This window comes from Streptomyces sp. UG1 (genome assembly GCF_049974585.1).
Taxonomy (GTDB): Bacteria; Actinomycetota; Actinomycetes; order Streptomycetales; family Streptomycetaceae; genus Streptomyces.
Map to the genome: position 1 here is coordinate 261,264 of NZ_JBNGGG010000001.1, position 14,289 is coordinate 275,552.

Consider the following 14,289-nt stretch of genomic DNA (forward strand, 5'->3'; position numbering starts at 1 on the left):
CCGCAGTTGCCGACACTCCCCGATTGGGAGGGACACCCCTGTTGACGAGCGGCATAGGGAGTTGGTTGTAACTTTGAGCGTCCTGTGAGAGGCATTGGTGTGTGTGATGCCCGTGCGCCCGGAGGTGTTCACCGGGTCTTTCCCCAAAGGGAACCAAGCCTGGAAATACGGGCGTCAGGCGGTGATGTCACCCGTCCCGCCCCGGTCCTCCAGATACCGGGTGTGGGACTCCTGGCGGCGCGCCTCCACCTCGCGCAGGCCCGCCGCCAGTTGCTCGGCCTCCTTCTTCAACAGGCCCAGCTGGCGCTCCAGATGCAGCTCGGGCGACTGAGTGCCCGGTGCCATCCGTGTCCACCAGCGCGTCCGTACGAAACTGTCGACCGCCTCGGGGAGATCGCGCCGTACGATCCGGGAGAGCATGTGTACGCCCTCCGGGTCGTGGGCGAGCAGCTCGGCCACCCAGTCCTGGTCGAGGAGCGCGCCGAGGAGTTCGGTGAGTTCGCGCAGTCGGGCCGCGGCCGTGACCGACAGGTCGACGTCCGTCAGGTAGCCGCGCAGCTTCTCGAAGTCGCCGCGCAGCTCCTCCAGTTGGGCCGAGGGGTCCGGGAAGTCGGGCGGTGCGGGGCGCTCCGGTGGGGTGATCAGTGCGGCCGCGCCGTACAGGCCCGCGACCACGACGGGCCAGTACGGGCCCGCCACCCCCGTGAAGGTCAGCGCCAGGCCCGCCAGCCCGCACGCGCTCCCGGCGATGTTCTTGCGGGACTCCAGGTACGCCACTGCCCTACTGGTAGCCACGGATCTCCTCGAAGGCGCCGTCCAACGAGCCCTCCTGGGCGTCGAAGAGGCGGCCGCCGGTCAGCTCGGCGATGTGCTCCAGCTCGGACCTGTCGGAGTCGCCGAAGAGGATGGGGAAGACGGGTGTCTCGCGCCGGTCGCGGTCGAGCCCGGCGTAGAAGGAGTCGAAGTCCGCCGCCTCGGCGCCCGTGGTGTTCTCGCCGTCCGTCATCAGCACGATCGACGTGAAGGTGTCCTGGGACCGTCCGGCGCCGAGATGGTCGTACGCCTTCTCCAGCGAGGTGTAGATCGCGGTGTCGCCCTCGGCGGACAGCGCCTCGGTGTCCCCGCGGATCCCTTCGAGCCCGGACCTGGGGTCGGCCGGCTCCACGACATGCGTGCGCACGCTCTTCACCCGCGTCCCGAACGGCATCAGCGTGACCTCCTCGCGCTCACGGAAGTCGCCGGTGAGATCGGTGAGCGCCCGCTTCAGCTTCGCCAGGCGGTCGCCCTCCATGGAGCCCGAGGTGTCGAGGACGTAGACCGTCCTGGACGGGCGGCGCAGCTCGTTCTCGTACGAGTCGAGCAGGCCGTCGGCGACGGAGCGGGTGCCCGGGAAGGGCAGCTCGCGCCGCCGGCCGGTGTCCAGGCCGGGCGCGGGGTCGACGGCGGCGACGACCGGGCGGCGATGGGTGCGCTCGGTGATCATCCGCTGGACGGCGTCGGTGCGCAGGGCCTCGGTCAGGCGGCGGACGTCCTCGCGGGTCGCGGCGGACGTCGACGCGAGGGAGGACAGCGGGTAGTCGGCGGTGACGACGCCGTCCTTGGGGCGGATCACGGTCAGGTCCGGGATGCCCTTGAGGACGGACTCGTAGTTGAGCATCGCGTCGACGTTCCCGCGCCGCTGGTACGCCGCCGCCAGCCAGCCCGACGAGCCCGACGTCAGCTTCTGCCCCCTGAAGAACTCCTTGAGCCGGGGCGTGGCCTTGGTGACGTCGGCGTCGGTGAGCGCGGACTGGGCGCCGGAGAGGGCCGAGGCGACCGAGACGAGGGTGGCGAAGCCGGAGTTGGAGCGGGCCGGGTCGGTCATGCCGTAGGTCAGCCTGCCGTCCCGGACGGCCCGCTCGACCTGCGACCAGGTGACGTCGTCCGGCTTCCAGCCCAGGGCGGTCAGGGCCGTGGTCCGCACGCCGATGGCGACCGGGCTGGACATCACCGGGGTCTCCGACACGACCTTCCGCGCCGCTTCCGGCCGCAGCCGCAGATAGTCGTTGGAGGACAGCCACAGCGCGTCGTACCGCCCGTCCGCCTCGCCCTTGGCCAGCAGCTCCACGGCGTCGAGGGTGCCCATGTAGGTGGGCCGGACTGTGACGCCGGTGTCGTCGGCGATCCGGTCGAGGACCGGGGTCATGTCGCTGAGCTCGCTGGAGGCGAGGACGCGGAGGGTGCCGGGCCGTGGGCCGTTCTGCGGCTTGTCGTCGTCCGTCTGCTGCGAGGTGCAGGAGGCCGTCGTCAGCAGGGCCACCGCGGCGAGCGCGGCGGCGAGCAGCCGTGCTCTCATCCGAGACCACCCTCCAGAGCGCCCTGCGAGCGGCTGCGCTCCAAGTAGCCGCTGGCGTGCTGCAGTTCGGCGGTCAGGTTCTCCACCGTCGCCGCCATCGCCTCGGTCGCCTGGACCTTGTAGCTGTCGATGGCGTCCAGGGTGCGGTAGATCTGCTGGAAGGCGCCGCGCAGGGTCTCCGCCCCCACCGCCGGGTCGGCGGCGATGCGCTGGATCTCGCCGCTCTGCGTGGCGAGCATCTCGGCGTTGCCCCGGATGAGGTCCTCGGTCGTCCCGCGCAGGGCGTTGACCTGCTCGACGACCTTCTTCTGGTTGTCCAGCGCGGAGGCCAGCATCACGGAGATCCGCAGCGCCGAGACGGTGGTGGTCGCGGCCCGGTCGACGCCCTTGATCAGCTCCTCGTTGTTGCGCCGTACGACGTCCATGGCGAGGTATCCCTGCGCGCACACCGCGAGCTGGGTGAGCAGGTCCTGGTGCTTCTGCCGGACCGGGAAGAGGACGTCGGCGCGCAGGCTGTCGGCCTGCTGAGGGTCGGTGACCCGCTCGATGTGCTGCTCGACGGCCGTGTCCAGCGCCTCCGTCAGCACCACATACTCCTGGAGCTTGCCCATGGTCTCCCAGAGCCGCACCCGCTCGGTCTGCAGCGCGGCGTTGTCCCGCCGCAGCTCGTCCTGCCCGCCCCGCAGCGACCCCACGATCCTGTTGAGGGTGCCCTGCGCGGAGGCGTACTTGGCGACGTGGTCCCGCAACTTGTTGCCGCCGGGCAGCCTGGACAGGAACTTGCGCCCCTTGGACGCGGGAAGATCGCGCGGGTCCAGGTCCTCCACCACGCGCCGGAGTTCCACGAGCGAGCCGGCGACCTGCGACTGGGCGTCCCCACCCTGGTCCGGCAGGCTGCGGACGGTCCGCTCCAGCATCCGGTTGGACTGGCCGGCCGCGGTCCGCATCTCGCCCGCGCCCAGCGCGGTGATCTCGCCGACCTTGCCGGCGAACTCGGGGGAGCGGGCGTCGAGCGCCGCGAGCCCCTCGACATAGGCGGAGGCCTTGTCGGCCATGTCGGCACGGACGCTGTCGTCGACCGGGACGAGTCCGCCGGCCTTCTCGCGCGGCACGGCGGCCACGGGCTCGGGCGGAGTGAGGACGAAGGTGTCGTCGTTGCTGTTGTTGCTCATGTTCGGTGCCCCCTATCCCCGCGCCCGCCGCGCCAGCTCGCGCAGCACCTCGGAGGTGGGCACGGCCGCCTGGTGGACGCCGGTCAGTTGCTGCTTGAGGTACGTGGTGTCCGAGGCGAACTCGACGGCCTCGCCCTGCGGACGGAACCCGTGCCGGGCCTGAAGCTCGCGCAGCTTCGGGTCGTCGGAGAGGAGTCCGGCGACGGCCTTGCCGTGCTCGGTCAGCGGTACGACGGTGTGGTCGCTGTTGACCGTGGTGTCCGGGTAGAGGACGACCAGGTCCTCGGGCTGCTGTCCTCGCGCCAACAGGGCGGCGACCTGGGACTCGTAGACCACGACCAGCGGATTGCCGGCGCCGCTGACGAAGTCCCGGAACACGGCGTCACTGCTGGACTGCTGTGCGCCCTGCACACTGACCAGCTTGTGCAGCAACGGCGCGATGCGGCCGACCTCGGCGTCGGTGGTGACGACCTTGGCGCCGTTCTCGACGTAGGAGGCGGCGGCGAGGTAGAGGGCGCCGGAGTTCGAGGTCTCGGGGTCGGTGCTGGACAGATACAGCGTGCCCGTCAACTCTCCGTACTTCTCGGCCTCCTTGAGCTGCTGCCAGGTGCGGTCGGCGCGGGCGGCGTCAAGATAGGCGGCCATCCTCAGCGTGCCGCGGTGGGCCGCGTCCAGCGTGGCGAGCCCGTTGGCCGCGAGCACCTCGGCGGCGTTCTTGTGCGCCACGACGACGAGGGGCGAGTAGAAGGGCCGCGGCAGCGTCCCCGTCACCTTGTACTTCGCGGCGAGCTCACGGGCCGGCGCCTGGCTCGACGGGAGCGCGAGATCGTAGCCCTTGAGGTCCAGCCCCTCCATGGCCCAGGACCCGGAGGTCTCGGCCTTGACGGTGTAGCCCTTGGCGGCGAGGGCCCGCACCACGTCGGGATCGGCGAAGAACTCGGCCTTCTCCGACCCGATCACCGCACGCACGGTCTTCGTTGCCGTGCCCTTGTCCTCATTGCTGCGGCCCGCGACGACGGCGGCCACCACGCCACCGATCAGCAGCACCGCGAGGACGATTCCAGCGATACGTCTCACGTCGGGGAGAGTGCTCGCGGAATCCAACGTTCCCTGACGAAAGGGATGAACGGCAGGTGTCGTATGGGTCCCGTTACAACACGGGGGCGGAGGAGCGACCCGCCAGGGGCGCGGGGCTGTATCGATATGCGGCTCCGCCGCGTGGGCGCGACCAGCCACAACGAACCGGCAGCCGCGAAACGACAGAAACCCCTACGGCGAAGGCGAACGTCGGCCCAAACCAACGCAGTGCCATGGCACCCGGCCCGCGCGTCGCTGCGGGTGCACGCGGACCGGGGCCGTCCAGGGGTGTCAGCCGACGCCGGTCAACTCCTGCGGCTCGGCCTGCGCAGCAATCTGCGCGGCGGCATGGGCGTCCATTCGCTCGGCGGCCAGAATGGCCGCCGCGGTGTCGGCCCGCGACGCGGCAACGACCAGCGCCCGCCCGGCAAGCGCATGCGCCCGACGATGCAGCGCCGCGAGCTTCGGCTCACCGCCGGAGGCAGCCGTACGGGCCGGCACGCGCCCCTCCCGCAGCCGGGCCACCTGCTCGGCGAGCCGCTCGGCGGCCGCGTCGAGGTCGGTGGACGGTTCGAGCGCGCGCAGCTCGTCGGTGACGGCCAGCAGCGCCGCGAGGTGCCCCGCGAGCTGGATGTCCAGCTCCTCCTCGCGGGAGCGGTGCGGAAAGTCGGAGGTCGTGCCGGCCATCGTGCTGTGGACCGACTTGGTGCGGATCGGTTCGTACATGGATGGCCTCCTGTGCTGTCAGGAAGCCATCCTAGCTTAGATTCCGTCTAAAGTTGAGCGAACGCAAAAGATCTATGGCTGGCCGTACCCGTCCAGGAACCGCCCGATCCGCCCCACCGCGTCCCGCAGATCCGTGACCGTCGGCAGGGTCACCACCCGGAAGTGGTCCGACTCCGGCCAGTTGAAGCCCGAGCCCTGGACGACCATGATCTTCTCGCGGCGCAGCAGGTCCAGGACTAGCTGCCGGTCGTCCTTGATCTTGAACACCTTGGGGTCGAGGCGCGGGAAGAGATACAGCGCCCCCTTCGGCCGTACGCACGTCACGCCGGGGATCCGTGTCAGCAGCTCGTACGCGACGTCCATCTGCTCCTTCAGCCGCCCGCCGGGCAGCACCAGGTCGTTGATGGTCTGCCGCCCGCTGAGCGCGGCGACCACCCCGTGCTGGCCGGGCATGTTCGCGCACAGCCGCATGTTCGCGAGGATGGTGAGGCCCTCGATATAGGAGTCGGCGTGCGCGCGCGGGCCCGAGATCGACATCCAGCCCACCCGGTACCCGGCGACGCGGTACGCCTTCGACATGCCGTTGAAGGTGAGGGTCAGCAGGTCGGGGGCGACGGCGGCGGTCGGGGTGTGTGTGGCGCCGTCGTAGAGGATCTTGTCGTAGATCTCGTCGGAGCAGACGAGGAGGTTGTGCCGCCGGGCGATGTCCGTCAGCCCGCGCAGCATGGCCTCGTCGTATACCGCCCCCGTGGGATTGTTGGGGTTGATGATGACGATGGCCTTGGTGCGGTCGGTGACCTTGCGCTCGATGTCGGCGAGGTCGGGCATCCAGTCGGCCTGCTCGTCGCACCGGTAGTGCACCGCGGTGCCGCCGGACAGGGACACGGCGGCGGTCCACAGGGGGTAGTCGGGCGCCGGGACGAGCACCTCGTCGCCGTCGTCGAGCAGCGCCTGCATGGCCATGACGATCAGCTCGGAGGCGCCGTTGCCGATGAAGACGTGCTCGACGTCGGTCTCGATGCCGAGGGTCTGGTTGTGCATGACGACCGCGCGACGCGCGGCCAGCAGGCCCTTCGCGTCGCCGTAGCCGTGGGACGTCGAGACGTTGCGGAGGATGTCCTCCAGGATCTCGGGCGGGCACTCGAAGCCGAACGCGGCCGGGTTGCCGGTGTTCAGCTTGAGGATCCGATGCCCCGCCGACTCGAGCCGCATCGCCTCCTCGAGCACCGGGCCCCGGATCTCGTAACAGACGTTGGCGAGCTTGGTCGACTGGATCACCTGCATGTCAAGGAGCTTACGGCCCGGTAACGCCCCTTGGGCCGTGTTTTCCGACACGTGAGACGCGGGGGTTTGGGCTGTTATCGCCGGTAACTGTCCCATGAGCCTCTCCCGTCTCTAGAATTCGCCGCCATGTCCAAGCCGCCTGAGTACGAGAACGGGGCGCCGTCGACGCCGCCGAACGTGTTCCTCCCGCGGCCGACGGCACCTCCCCCCGTGTACGAGGAGTTCACGGACCCCGCGGCCGCGCATGGCTGGGAGAGCGGATACGACGAGACGGTCCAGTTGCCGCCGGTGGTCGAGGAGGGTGCCGCGAGCGGGGGAGCGCGGCGTGGCCGGCGGGCTGTCGGCGCGGGTCGGGGCTCGCGGCGCAAGGCGGGTCCCCCGGTCTCGCGGCGGGTGCTGGTCCTGGCCGGTGCGGTGGGGGCGGTGTCGGCGGCGGCGCTGATCGGCGGGGTGGCCCTGAACGGCTCCGAGCCGGCCGACGACACGCAGGAGAAGCAGAACCGCACCAGCCCGACCGCGCCCGACCTGGCGACCCCGACCGAGGCCCCGGACGGCGACCGGGCCACGCCCCGCTCGTCGGGCGCCCCGTCGCAGAAGGCGGCCCCGAACCCCTCGGCGAGCCCGTCCGGCACCCAGGACGACGACACCGACCGCCCCTCACCGACGCCGTCCACGACGGGCGGGGCCAAGCCGGCGCCGACGGCCACGGCGCCCACGACACCACCGAACGCCGCCGACGACAAGCCGGGCCGCGGCCTGGGGAACACCAAACGCCCCAGGTAGGCCCCGGCCGCCGACCGGGCGGAAAGCGGATCGGGGGAAGTGCGGGCATGCCGCCGCGCCGCCCGGCACACGCCTCCGTCGCCTCAAGGGCGTGACAACAGCGGCTGTTGCGGCGGGCGGACCAGTTCCGTCCTGGCGACCCGCAACGCGAGGCTCCCGTCGCTGCCCGGGGGAGGCATACCCCGTTTCCTGGATGGCTGATGGATTGGCCAATTGAGTGCTGTAATGCACCATTTGCGGGGATATTTGCCGACAGGAATGTGAAGACATCACGACTTCCCGGTGCCTGTGACGTGACTTCGTCACCTACGGACTGAACTCACGGGTAAGCAACTCCTTGTCCCCACCCCCCTCCTGCGTGAGAATGCGCATGACAAAAGCGTGGGTGGCCGGAGATTCTCCGGTCACCCTCCTCGTATGAGGGGACCCCCACATGAGAAAACCGCTCGGCGCTGCCCTCCTCGCCCTGGCGATAGCCGGGGCCGGCGCCGCACCCGCGACCGCGGCTGACGTGGACACGGCCCAGTCCTTCGGCAAGGGTGCCGACACGGACACGGTCACCTCGGTGGTCCGGGACACCGTCACGTCCGCCACCCAGAGCCTGGGCCAGGTCCTGAGCCCCAGGGCCCAGGCCGTCAACTTCGCGGGTACCGTCTCGCTCAGCAACTGCTCCGGCTCGGTCGTCCGCTTCCCGGACTCCGAGGACAACGACCCGGCGCTCGTCATGTCCAACGGCCACTGTCTGGAGACCGGCATGCCGGGACCCGGCCAGGTCGTCGTCGACCGGGCCTCCAGCCGTACCTTCGGTCTGCTCAACGCCTCCGGCAGCCGGGTCGGCACCCTGCGTGCCAGCAAGATCGCCTACGGCACGATGACCGACACGGACGTGGCGATCTATCAGCTCACCACGACCTACGCCCAGATCAAGAGCCAGTACAACATCGACGCCCTGACCATGGCCGACACCCACCCGGTCGCGGGCACCGCCATCACCGTCGCCTCCGGCTACTGGAAGCGGATGTACAACTGCAACATCGACGGGTTCGCGTACCGCCTCAAGGAAGGCGACTGGACCTTCAAGGACTCGGTCCGCTACACCTCCGCCTGCAACACCATCGGCGGCACCTCCGGCTCCCCCGTCATCGACCAGGCCACCAACAAGGTCGTTGCCGTCAACAACACCGGCAACGAGGACGGCCGGCGCTGCACGGTCAACAACCCGTGCGAGGTCGACGAGAGCGGCGACGTCACCGTCCGCCAGGGCATCAACTACGCCCAGCAGACCTACCAGATCCCCGCCTGCTTCGGCGTCGACAACAAGCTCGACCTGAGCGCGAGCGGGTGCGTGCTGCCCAAGCCGTAACCGGCTACCCCGGATACGCGGTTCCGCGGATCGCCCGTCCCGCCAGTACGTCCGTCCGGCGGCCGTCCTCGATCACGAAACGGCCGTCGATCAGGACGTGCGGGACGCCCGTCGGTAGCGTGCGCGGCTTCTCGAACGAGGAGCCCGCCGCTACCGTCTCCGGGTCGAACAACACCAGGTCCGCCCGGTAGCCCTCCCGCACCAGCCCCCGGTCCGGCAGCCGCAGCCGCGCCGCCGGGCGCGAGGTCAGATGGGCCACGCACTCCTCCAGGGACAGCACCCCCAACTCCCGTACATAGCGGCCGAGGTAGTGCGGGAACGTGCCGTACGCCCGCGGATGCGGCTTCGTGCCCTGCAGGATGCCGTCCGAGCCGCCCGTGTGGATGCGGTGCCGCATGATCGCGCGGACGTTCTCCTCGTGCCCGACGTGCTGGAGGATCGTCGAGCCCAGCCGGTCCTGACGGAGCAGTCGGCGCGCGGTCACCCAGGGGGCCTCGCCCCGCGCGTCCGCGGACTGCTGGATCGTACGGCCGACGAAGTCCCCGAGGGCCGGGTCGCTCACGCCCGAGATCTCGATGGTGTCCCACTCGATGGGCACGCCGTGGCAGCCGTCGGCGCCGACGACCTCCATGTGGTGCCGGATGCGCTCGGCGGTGTCGTCGTCCGCCAGCCTGGCCAGGACCGCCTCGGGCCCGCCCTCGCTCGCCCAGCTCGGCAGCATCGCGACGAGGGTCGTGCAGCCGGGGGTGTAGGGGTAGGTGTCCAGGCTGATGTCGGCCCCTTCGGCGAGCGCCTTGTCCAGCAGGGACAGCAGCTCCGCCGCCCGCCCCTTGTTCACGCCGAAGTTCATGGTGGCGTGGGCCAGATGGAGCGCGCAGCCCGCCTCCCTCGTCAGGGCCACCATCTCCGCGTACGCCTCCAGGGCCCCGGCCCCGTAGGAGCGGTGGTGCGGGCAGTAGTAGCCGCCGTACCGCGCCACCACCCGGCACAGCTCGGTCAACTCGGCGTCCTCGGCGTACATACCCGGCGTGTACGTCAGCCCCGACGACAGCCCGACCGCGCCCTGTTCCATCCCCTCCGCGACCAACTGCCGCATCCGGTCCAGCTCGTCCGGCGTGGCCTCCCGGTCCTCCCAGCCGACGGCGAGCATGCGGACCGTCCCCTGCGGAATCAGGTAGGCGGCGTTCACCGCGATTCCCCGGTCCAGCCGGTCCAGGTACTCGCCCACCGAACGCCAGTCGAAGTCGATGTCGTCCCCGTAGCCGTTCCAGCCGGTGATCGCGCGGCGCACCTCGGCCAGGGTGCGGTCGTCGACGGGGGCGTACGACAGCCCGTCCTGGCCGATGACTTCGAGGGTGACCCCCTGCGCGGCCTTGGCGCTGTGGTCGGGGTCCCGCAGCAGCGCCAGGTCGCTGTGGGCGTGCATGTCGATGAAGCCGGGGGACAGGACAAGGCCTTCGGCGTCCAACTCACGCCGCGCCTTGGGCCGTTGACAGCCGGCGGCGGCCGCCTCCCGCACGATCGACACGATCCGGCCGCCGTCCACGACGACATCGGCGCGGTAGGACGGACCACCGCTGCCGTCGACGACGTCCGCGTCCCGGATGACAAGCTCTTCCACGACCGCCACCCCTCTACTGGAAGTACGTGACTAGAAGTACGTGCGGATGTAGTCGACGACCGTCCCGTCCGCCTCCGCGACCGGGATCAACTGCCACTTGTCGAACGACGTGCACGGGTGGGACAGCCCCATCCCGAGCCAGTCCCCGACCTCCAGATCCGCCTCCTCGGTCGTCGCCAGCCAGGCGTGCTGGTCGGACAGGGCGGTCACCGAGATGCCGGTGGCCGGGCGCTCGGCCCCGTCCCGGCGGACCACCTGGGCGAACGGGAGATCGAGGTCGTACGCCGCGTCCCGCTTGCCCGCGTTGACGAAGGCCTGCTCGGGGGAGGGGCGGGAGACGACCTGGGCCCACAGCCGGAAGGCGGGTTCGAGGGCGCCCTCCTGCGGGACCCGGTTGAAGGGGGTCAGCTTGCGGTAGTGGCCGTCGTCGTGCGAGACGTAGGCGCCGGAGCGCAGCAACTTCAGTACCGGGGCTGACAGTTCGGGGATGTCGGCGAAGACGTCCGCCACCGCGTCGAACCAGCCGCTGCCACCCGCGCTGACGACGATCTCGTCCAGCCCTCCGAACAGCCCCGCCTTGTCGAAGCCGGCGGCGAGCGCGACGAGCCGCCGCAGATAGGCGCGCACCCGCTCGGGGTCCGGCCGCGGCACCTCGCCCTCGTACCCGGCGACACCGACCAGCCGCAGCGTCGGCACGGCGGCCACCGCGTCCGCGACGGCGGCACACTCGGCCTCGGTACGGACCCCGGTACGGGCGCCCTCACCGGCGGCGAGCTCGACGACGACGTCCAGCGGGCGCGTGGCCCCGGCGTTCCGCAGCGCCGCGTCCATCAGCTCCACGCCCCGCACGGAGTCGGCGTAACAGACGAGACGGAAGTCGGGGTCGGCCGCCAGCTCACCGGCGATCCACCGCAGGGCGGCCGCGTCCACGAGCTCGTTCGCGAGGAAGATCCGCCGGATGCCGTACGCCCGCGCCACCCGCACCTGGTGCGGCACGGCGAGCGTGATGCCCCACGCCCCGTGCTCGATCTGCCGCCAGAAGAGCTGCGGGGCCATGGAGGTCTTGCCGTGCGGGGCGAAGGCGAGGCCGTGGCGTTCGGCGTACGTCTCCATGAGGTCGAGGTTGTGCTCCAGGCGCTCGGCGGAGAGGGCGAGCACGGGGGTGGCGAAGCCGCCGGTGAAGAGGTTGCGGCGCTGGGCGGCCAGCTCGGCGACGGTCAGGTCGGCGGCGTCCGGGGGGAGGCCCTTGAAGCGGTGATCGACGCGTTCCTCGGCCAGGCGGCGAAGCGCCTCGTTGCTCATGGAACCTCCTTGATCTGCGAGATTGCATTACCTGCAACACTCATTGCGTATATCGCTAGCCGCTGTCTAACATCTCGCCCAACCGCGGGTCAACGGAGCCGCGTCCCGCGAAAGCGCCGAGGAGCTACGACGATCGTGACTGTCACCGGACCCTGCAATGCCCTCGACGTCGTGGACGTCGTCGCGCTCGGCGAGTCCATGGTCACCTTCCTGCCCACCCGCCCCGGACGACTCGCCGACGTGCCCTCGTTCGAACGGGCGATCGGAGGCGCCGAGTCCAACGTCGCGTGCGCACTGGCTGCCGCCGGCCACAGCACGAGGTGGGTCAGCCGCGTCGGCGCCGACGGGTTCGGCGACCATCTCGTCGAGGCGATCGCGGGACACGGCGTCGATGTCTCGGCCGTACGGCGGGATCCGGTCCGGCCGACGGGGGTGTACTTCCGCACGGCCGGGGACCGGGCCACGGACGCGCATGAGGTGGCGTACTACCGGGCGGGGTCGGCGGCGTCCGGGATGTCCGTGGCGGACGTGGACCTGAGCGCGGCGCGTTCGGGTCGGGTGCTGCATCTTTCGGGGATCACGGCGGCGTTGTCGGAGGGCTGCCTGGAGCTGATGCGCGAGCTGACGGCGCCGGGGGAGGGCCGCCCGCTGGTCTCGTTCGACGTCAACTATCGGGCGGGGCTGTGGTGGGACGGCGATGGGGCGGGGGTGCTGCTGGAGTTGGCGCGGGGGGCCGACGTGGTCTTCGTGGGGGAGGACGAGGCGGAGGAGGCGTGGGGGGTTGCGGGAGGACCGGAGGCGATCCGTGAGCTGGTGCCGGAGCCTCGGGCGTTGGTGGTGAAGCAGGGGGGAGTGGGGGCCACAGCGTTTGTGTCGGCTGCAGGTGGTGGTGGGCTGGTCGCGCCCACGCGGCAGAGCCGCACATGTCACAGCCCCGCGCCCCTTAGGGCGTTGCAGCCAGCCAAGCCGCGGGCATGCGTGCCGCCTGGGGCGGCTCCCGACCCACAGAAGGGCGGCACCCCGTCAGCGCCGGGCTGCGCGACCCACCCCCGCCCAGCCGCAACGCCGAGCACCTTCGTACCCGCCCTCGCCGTGGACGTCGTAGCAAGCACCGGAGCCGGCGACGCCTTCGCCGCAGGGTTCCTCTCGGCCACCCTCCGCGACCTCCCCCTCCCCGCCCGCCTGCGCCACGCCCACCTCTGGGCCGCCGCCACCCTCACCGCCCCCGGCGACCTCGCCCCACCCCCCACCCGTGACCACGCCGACCGTCTGGCCGCCCTGGACGACGACACGTGGGGGACACTTCGACTCGGCCCCGGCTGGACGCAAGCCGCACAACGGGCCGACGAGGAGGTACGCACGCCATGAGCCAGACCGTCGACCGCGCGCTCAGCATCCTGCCGCTGCTCGCCGAGGGCCCCGCCGACCTGGGCCAGGTCGCCGACCGCCTGGGCGTCCACAAGTCCACGGCCCTGCGCCTGCTGCGCACGCTGCACGAGCACGGCATGGTCTACCGCCAGTCCGACCAGCGCTACCGCCTCGGCGCCCGCCTCATCGCCCTCGCCCAGGAGGCGATGGAGAACCTCGACATCCGCGAGATCGCCCACCCCCACCTCGTACGCCTCAACGAGCAGTGCGGACACACCGTGCACCTCGCCGTCTACGAGGAGGACGAGGTGCTGTACATCGACAAGGTCGAGAGCCGCTACCCGGTGCGGATGTACTCCCGGATCGGCAAGCCCGTCGCCATCACCGTCGCCGCCGTCGCCAAGCTCCTGCTCGCCGACCTGCCCGAGCACGAGCGCCGCGCCCTCGCCGACAAGCTCGACTACCCCATGTACACGGCCCGTTCCACGCCCAACGCCACCGCCTTCCTCAAGGAGCTGGCGAACGTGCGCGAACAGGGCTGGGCCACCGACCTCGGTGGCCATGAGGAGTCCATCAACTGCGTCGCCGCACCGATCCGCGGCGCCGACGGCCGCGTCGTCGCCGCGATGTCCGTCTCCGCCCCGAACGTCGTCGTCACCGCCGACGAACTCCTCACCCTGCTCCCGCTGGTGCGCCGTACGGCGGACGACATCAGCGGCGAGTACTCCGGCAGAACCTCAGCGAAGGGCACCGCATGACCGAGAAGACCGCACTCACCCCGACGACCCACACCACCCCGCCCGCCAAGTTCTCGCACGGAGTGAAGAAGGGGAACATCCTCCAGGTCGCGGGGCAGGTCGGCTTCCTCCCGGCGGTCGAGGGGCAGCCCCCGACGCCCGCCGGCCCCACCCTGCGCGAGCAGACCCTCCAGACCCTCGCCAACGTCAAGGCGATCCTGGCGGAGGGCGGCGCCTCCTGGGACGACGTGATGATGATCCGCGTCTATCTGACGGACGTCGCCCACTTCGCCGAGATGAACGAGATCTACAACGCCTACTTCGAGGCGCAGGGGCTGACCCAGCCGCCCGCCGCGCGCACGACCGTGTACGTCGGTCTGCCCGCCGGCCTGCTCATCGAGATCGACGCGCTGGCCGTACTCGGCTGACGCCTCCTCAACTCCCGCACGCCGTCAACGGCTCGGCGCCCACCGGGGCGCCGTGCCGCGATCCCCCCTGCCCGAAAGCTCGATGTACTTACC

General features: G+C 70.9%; 13 protein-coding genes. 5 read left to right on the forward strand and 8 right to left on the reverse strand.

Going from position 1 to position 14,289, the window contains the following annotated elements:
• Positions 1 to 174: 174 nt before the first annotated feature.
• The 6 genes from ACP4J3_RS01205 to ACP4J3_RS01230 form a co-directional block, all read right to left on the reverse strand.
• Entirely contained in the window at positions 175 to 795 is a 621-nt protein-coding gene (locus ACP4J3_RS01205) for a hypothetical protein (RefSeq protein WP_426529357.1), read from the reverse strand.
• Complete coding sequence (locus tag ACP4J3_RS01210) at positions 782 to 2,335, reverse strand: substrate-binding and vWA domain-containing protein (protein WP_426529359.1); 1,554 nt, start codon at positions 2,333 to 2,335, stop codon at positions 782 to 784. Before ACP4J3_RS01210 ends, ACP4J3_RS01205 begins: the two co-directional genes overlap by 14 nt.
• Positions 2,332 to 3,507, reverse strand: coding sequence for a toxic anion resistance protein (locus tag ACP4J3_RS01215; protein WP_426529361.1), 1,176 nt, complete (start codon positions 3,505 to 3,507; stop codon positions 2,332 to 2,334). The genes ACP4J3_RS01210 and ACP4J3_RS01215 overlap by 4 nt, the downstream gene beginning before the upstream one ends.
• A gap of 12 nt (positions 3,508 to 3,519) precedes the next feature.
• Complete coding sequence (locus ACP4J3_RS01220) at positions 3,520 to 4,584, reverse strand: hypothetical protein (RefSeq protein WP_426529363.1); 1,065 nt, start codon at positions 4,582 to 4,584, stop codon at positions 3,520 to 3,522.
• Between the two features lie 291 nt (positions 4,585 to 4,875).
• A complete protein-coding gene (locus ACP4J3_RS01225) occupies positions 4,876 to 5,310 on the reverse strand; it encodes a hypothetical protein (RefSeq protein WP_426529365.1) in 435 nt (144 codons plus the stop codon).
• Between the two features lie 72 nt (positions 5,311 to 5,382).
• Complete coding sequence (locus ACP4J3_RS01230) at positions 5,383 to 6,594, reverse strand: pyridoxal phosphate-dependent aminotransferase (RefSeq protein ID WP_426529367.1); 1,212 nt, start codon at positions 6,592 to 6,594, stop codon at positions 5,383 to 5,385.
• Between the two features lie 126 nt (positions 6,595 to 6,720).
• On the opposite strand from ACP4J3_RS01230, the gene ACP4J3_RS01235 reads away from it, so the two are divergent.
• A complete protein-coding gene (locus ACP4J3_RS01235; protein ID WP_426529369.1) occupies positions 6,721 to 7,377 on the forward strand; it encodes a hypothetical protein in 657 nt (218 codons plus the stop codon).
• 433 nt (positions 7,378 to 7,810) lie between these two features.
• Positions 7,811 to 8,740: a S1 family peptidase gene (locus ACP4J3_RS01240; protein ID WP_426529371.1), complete on the forward strand. Its 930-nt coding sequence runs from the start codon at positions 7,811 to 7,813 to the stop codon at positions 8,738 to 8,740.
• A gap of 4 nt (positions 8,741 to 8,744) precedes the next feature.
• On the opposite strand, the gene ACP4J3_RS01245 is transcribed toward ACP4J3_RS01240, so the two are convergent.
• Complete coding sequence (locus ACP4J3_RS01245) at positions 8,745 to 10,361, reverse strand: N-acyl-D-amino-acid deacylase family protein (RefSeq protein WP_426529373.1); 1,617 nt, start codon at positions 10,359 to 10,361, stop codon at positions 8,745 to 8,747.
• A 30-nt stretch (positions 10,362 to 10,391) separates the two neighbouring features.
• On the reverse strand, positions 10,392 to 11,663 hold the full coding sequence (locus tag ACP4J3_RS01250) for an amino acid deaminase (RefSeq protein WP_426529375.1): 1,272 nt from the start codon (positions 11,661 to 11,663) through the stop codon (positions 10,392 to 10,394).
• Positions 11,664 to 11,798: 135 nt separating this feature from the next.
• On the opposite strand from ACP4J3_RS01250, the gene ACP4J3_RS01255 reads away from it, so the two are divergent.
• Genes ACP4J3_RS01255 through ACP4J3_RS01265 form a run of 3 tightly spaced genes read left to right on the forward strand, consistent with a single transcriptional unit; the run spans position 11,799 to position 14,196 of the window.
• A complete protein-coding gene (locus ACP4J3_RS01255) occupies positions 11,799 to 13,031 on the forward strand; it encodes a PfkB family carbohydrate kinase (protein WP_426529377.1) in 1,233 nt (410 codons plus the stop codon).
• Complete coding sequence (locus tag ACP4J3_RS01260; RefSeq protein WP_426529379.1) at positions 13,028 to 13,789, forward strand: IclR family transcriptional regulator; 762 nt, start codon at positions 13,028 to 13,030, stop codon at positions 13,787 to 13,789. Before ACP4J3_RS01255 ends, ACP4J3_RS01260 begins: the two co-directional genes overlap by 4 nt.
• Positions 13,786 to 14,196, forward strand: a complete 411-nt coding sequence (locus ACP4J3_RS01265; protein WP_426529381.1) for a RidA family protein — start codon at positions 13,786 to 13,788, stop codon at positions 14,194 to 14,196. The genes ACP4J3_RS01260 and ACP4J3_RS01265 overlap by 4 nt, the downstream gene beginning before the upstream one ends.
• Positions 14,197 to 14,289: the final 93 nt, after the last annotated feature.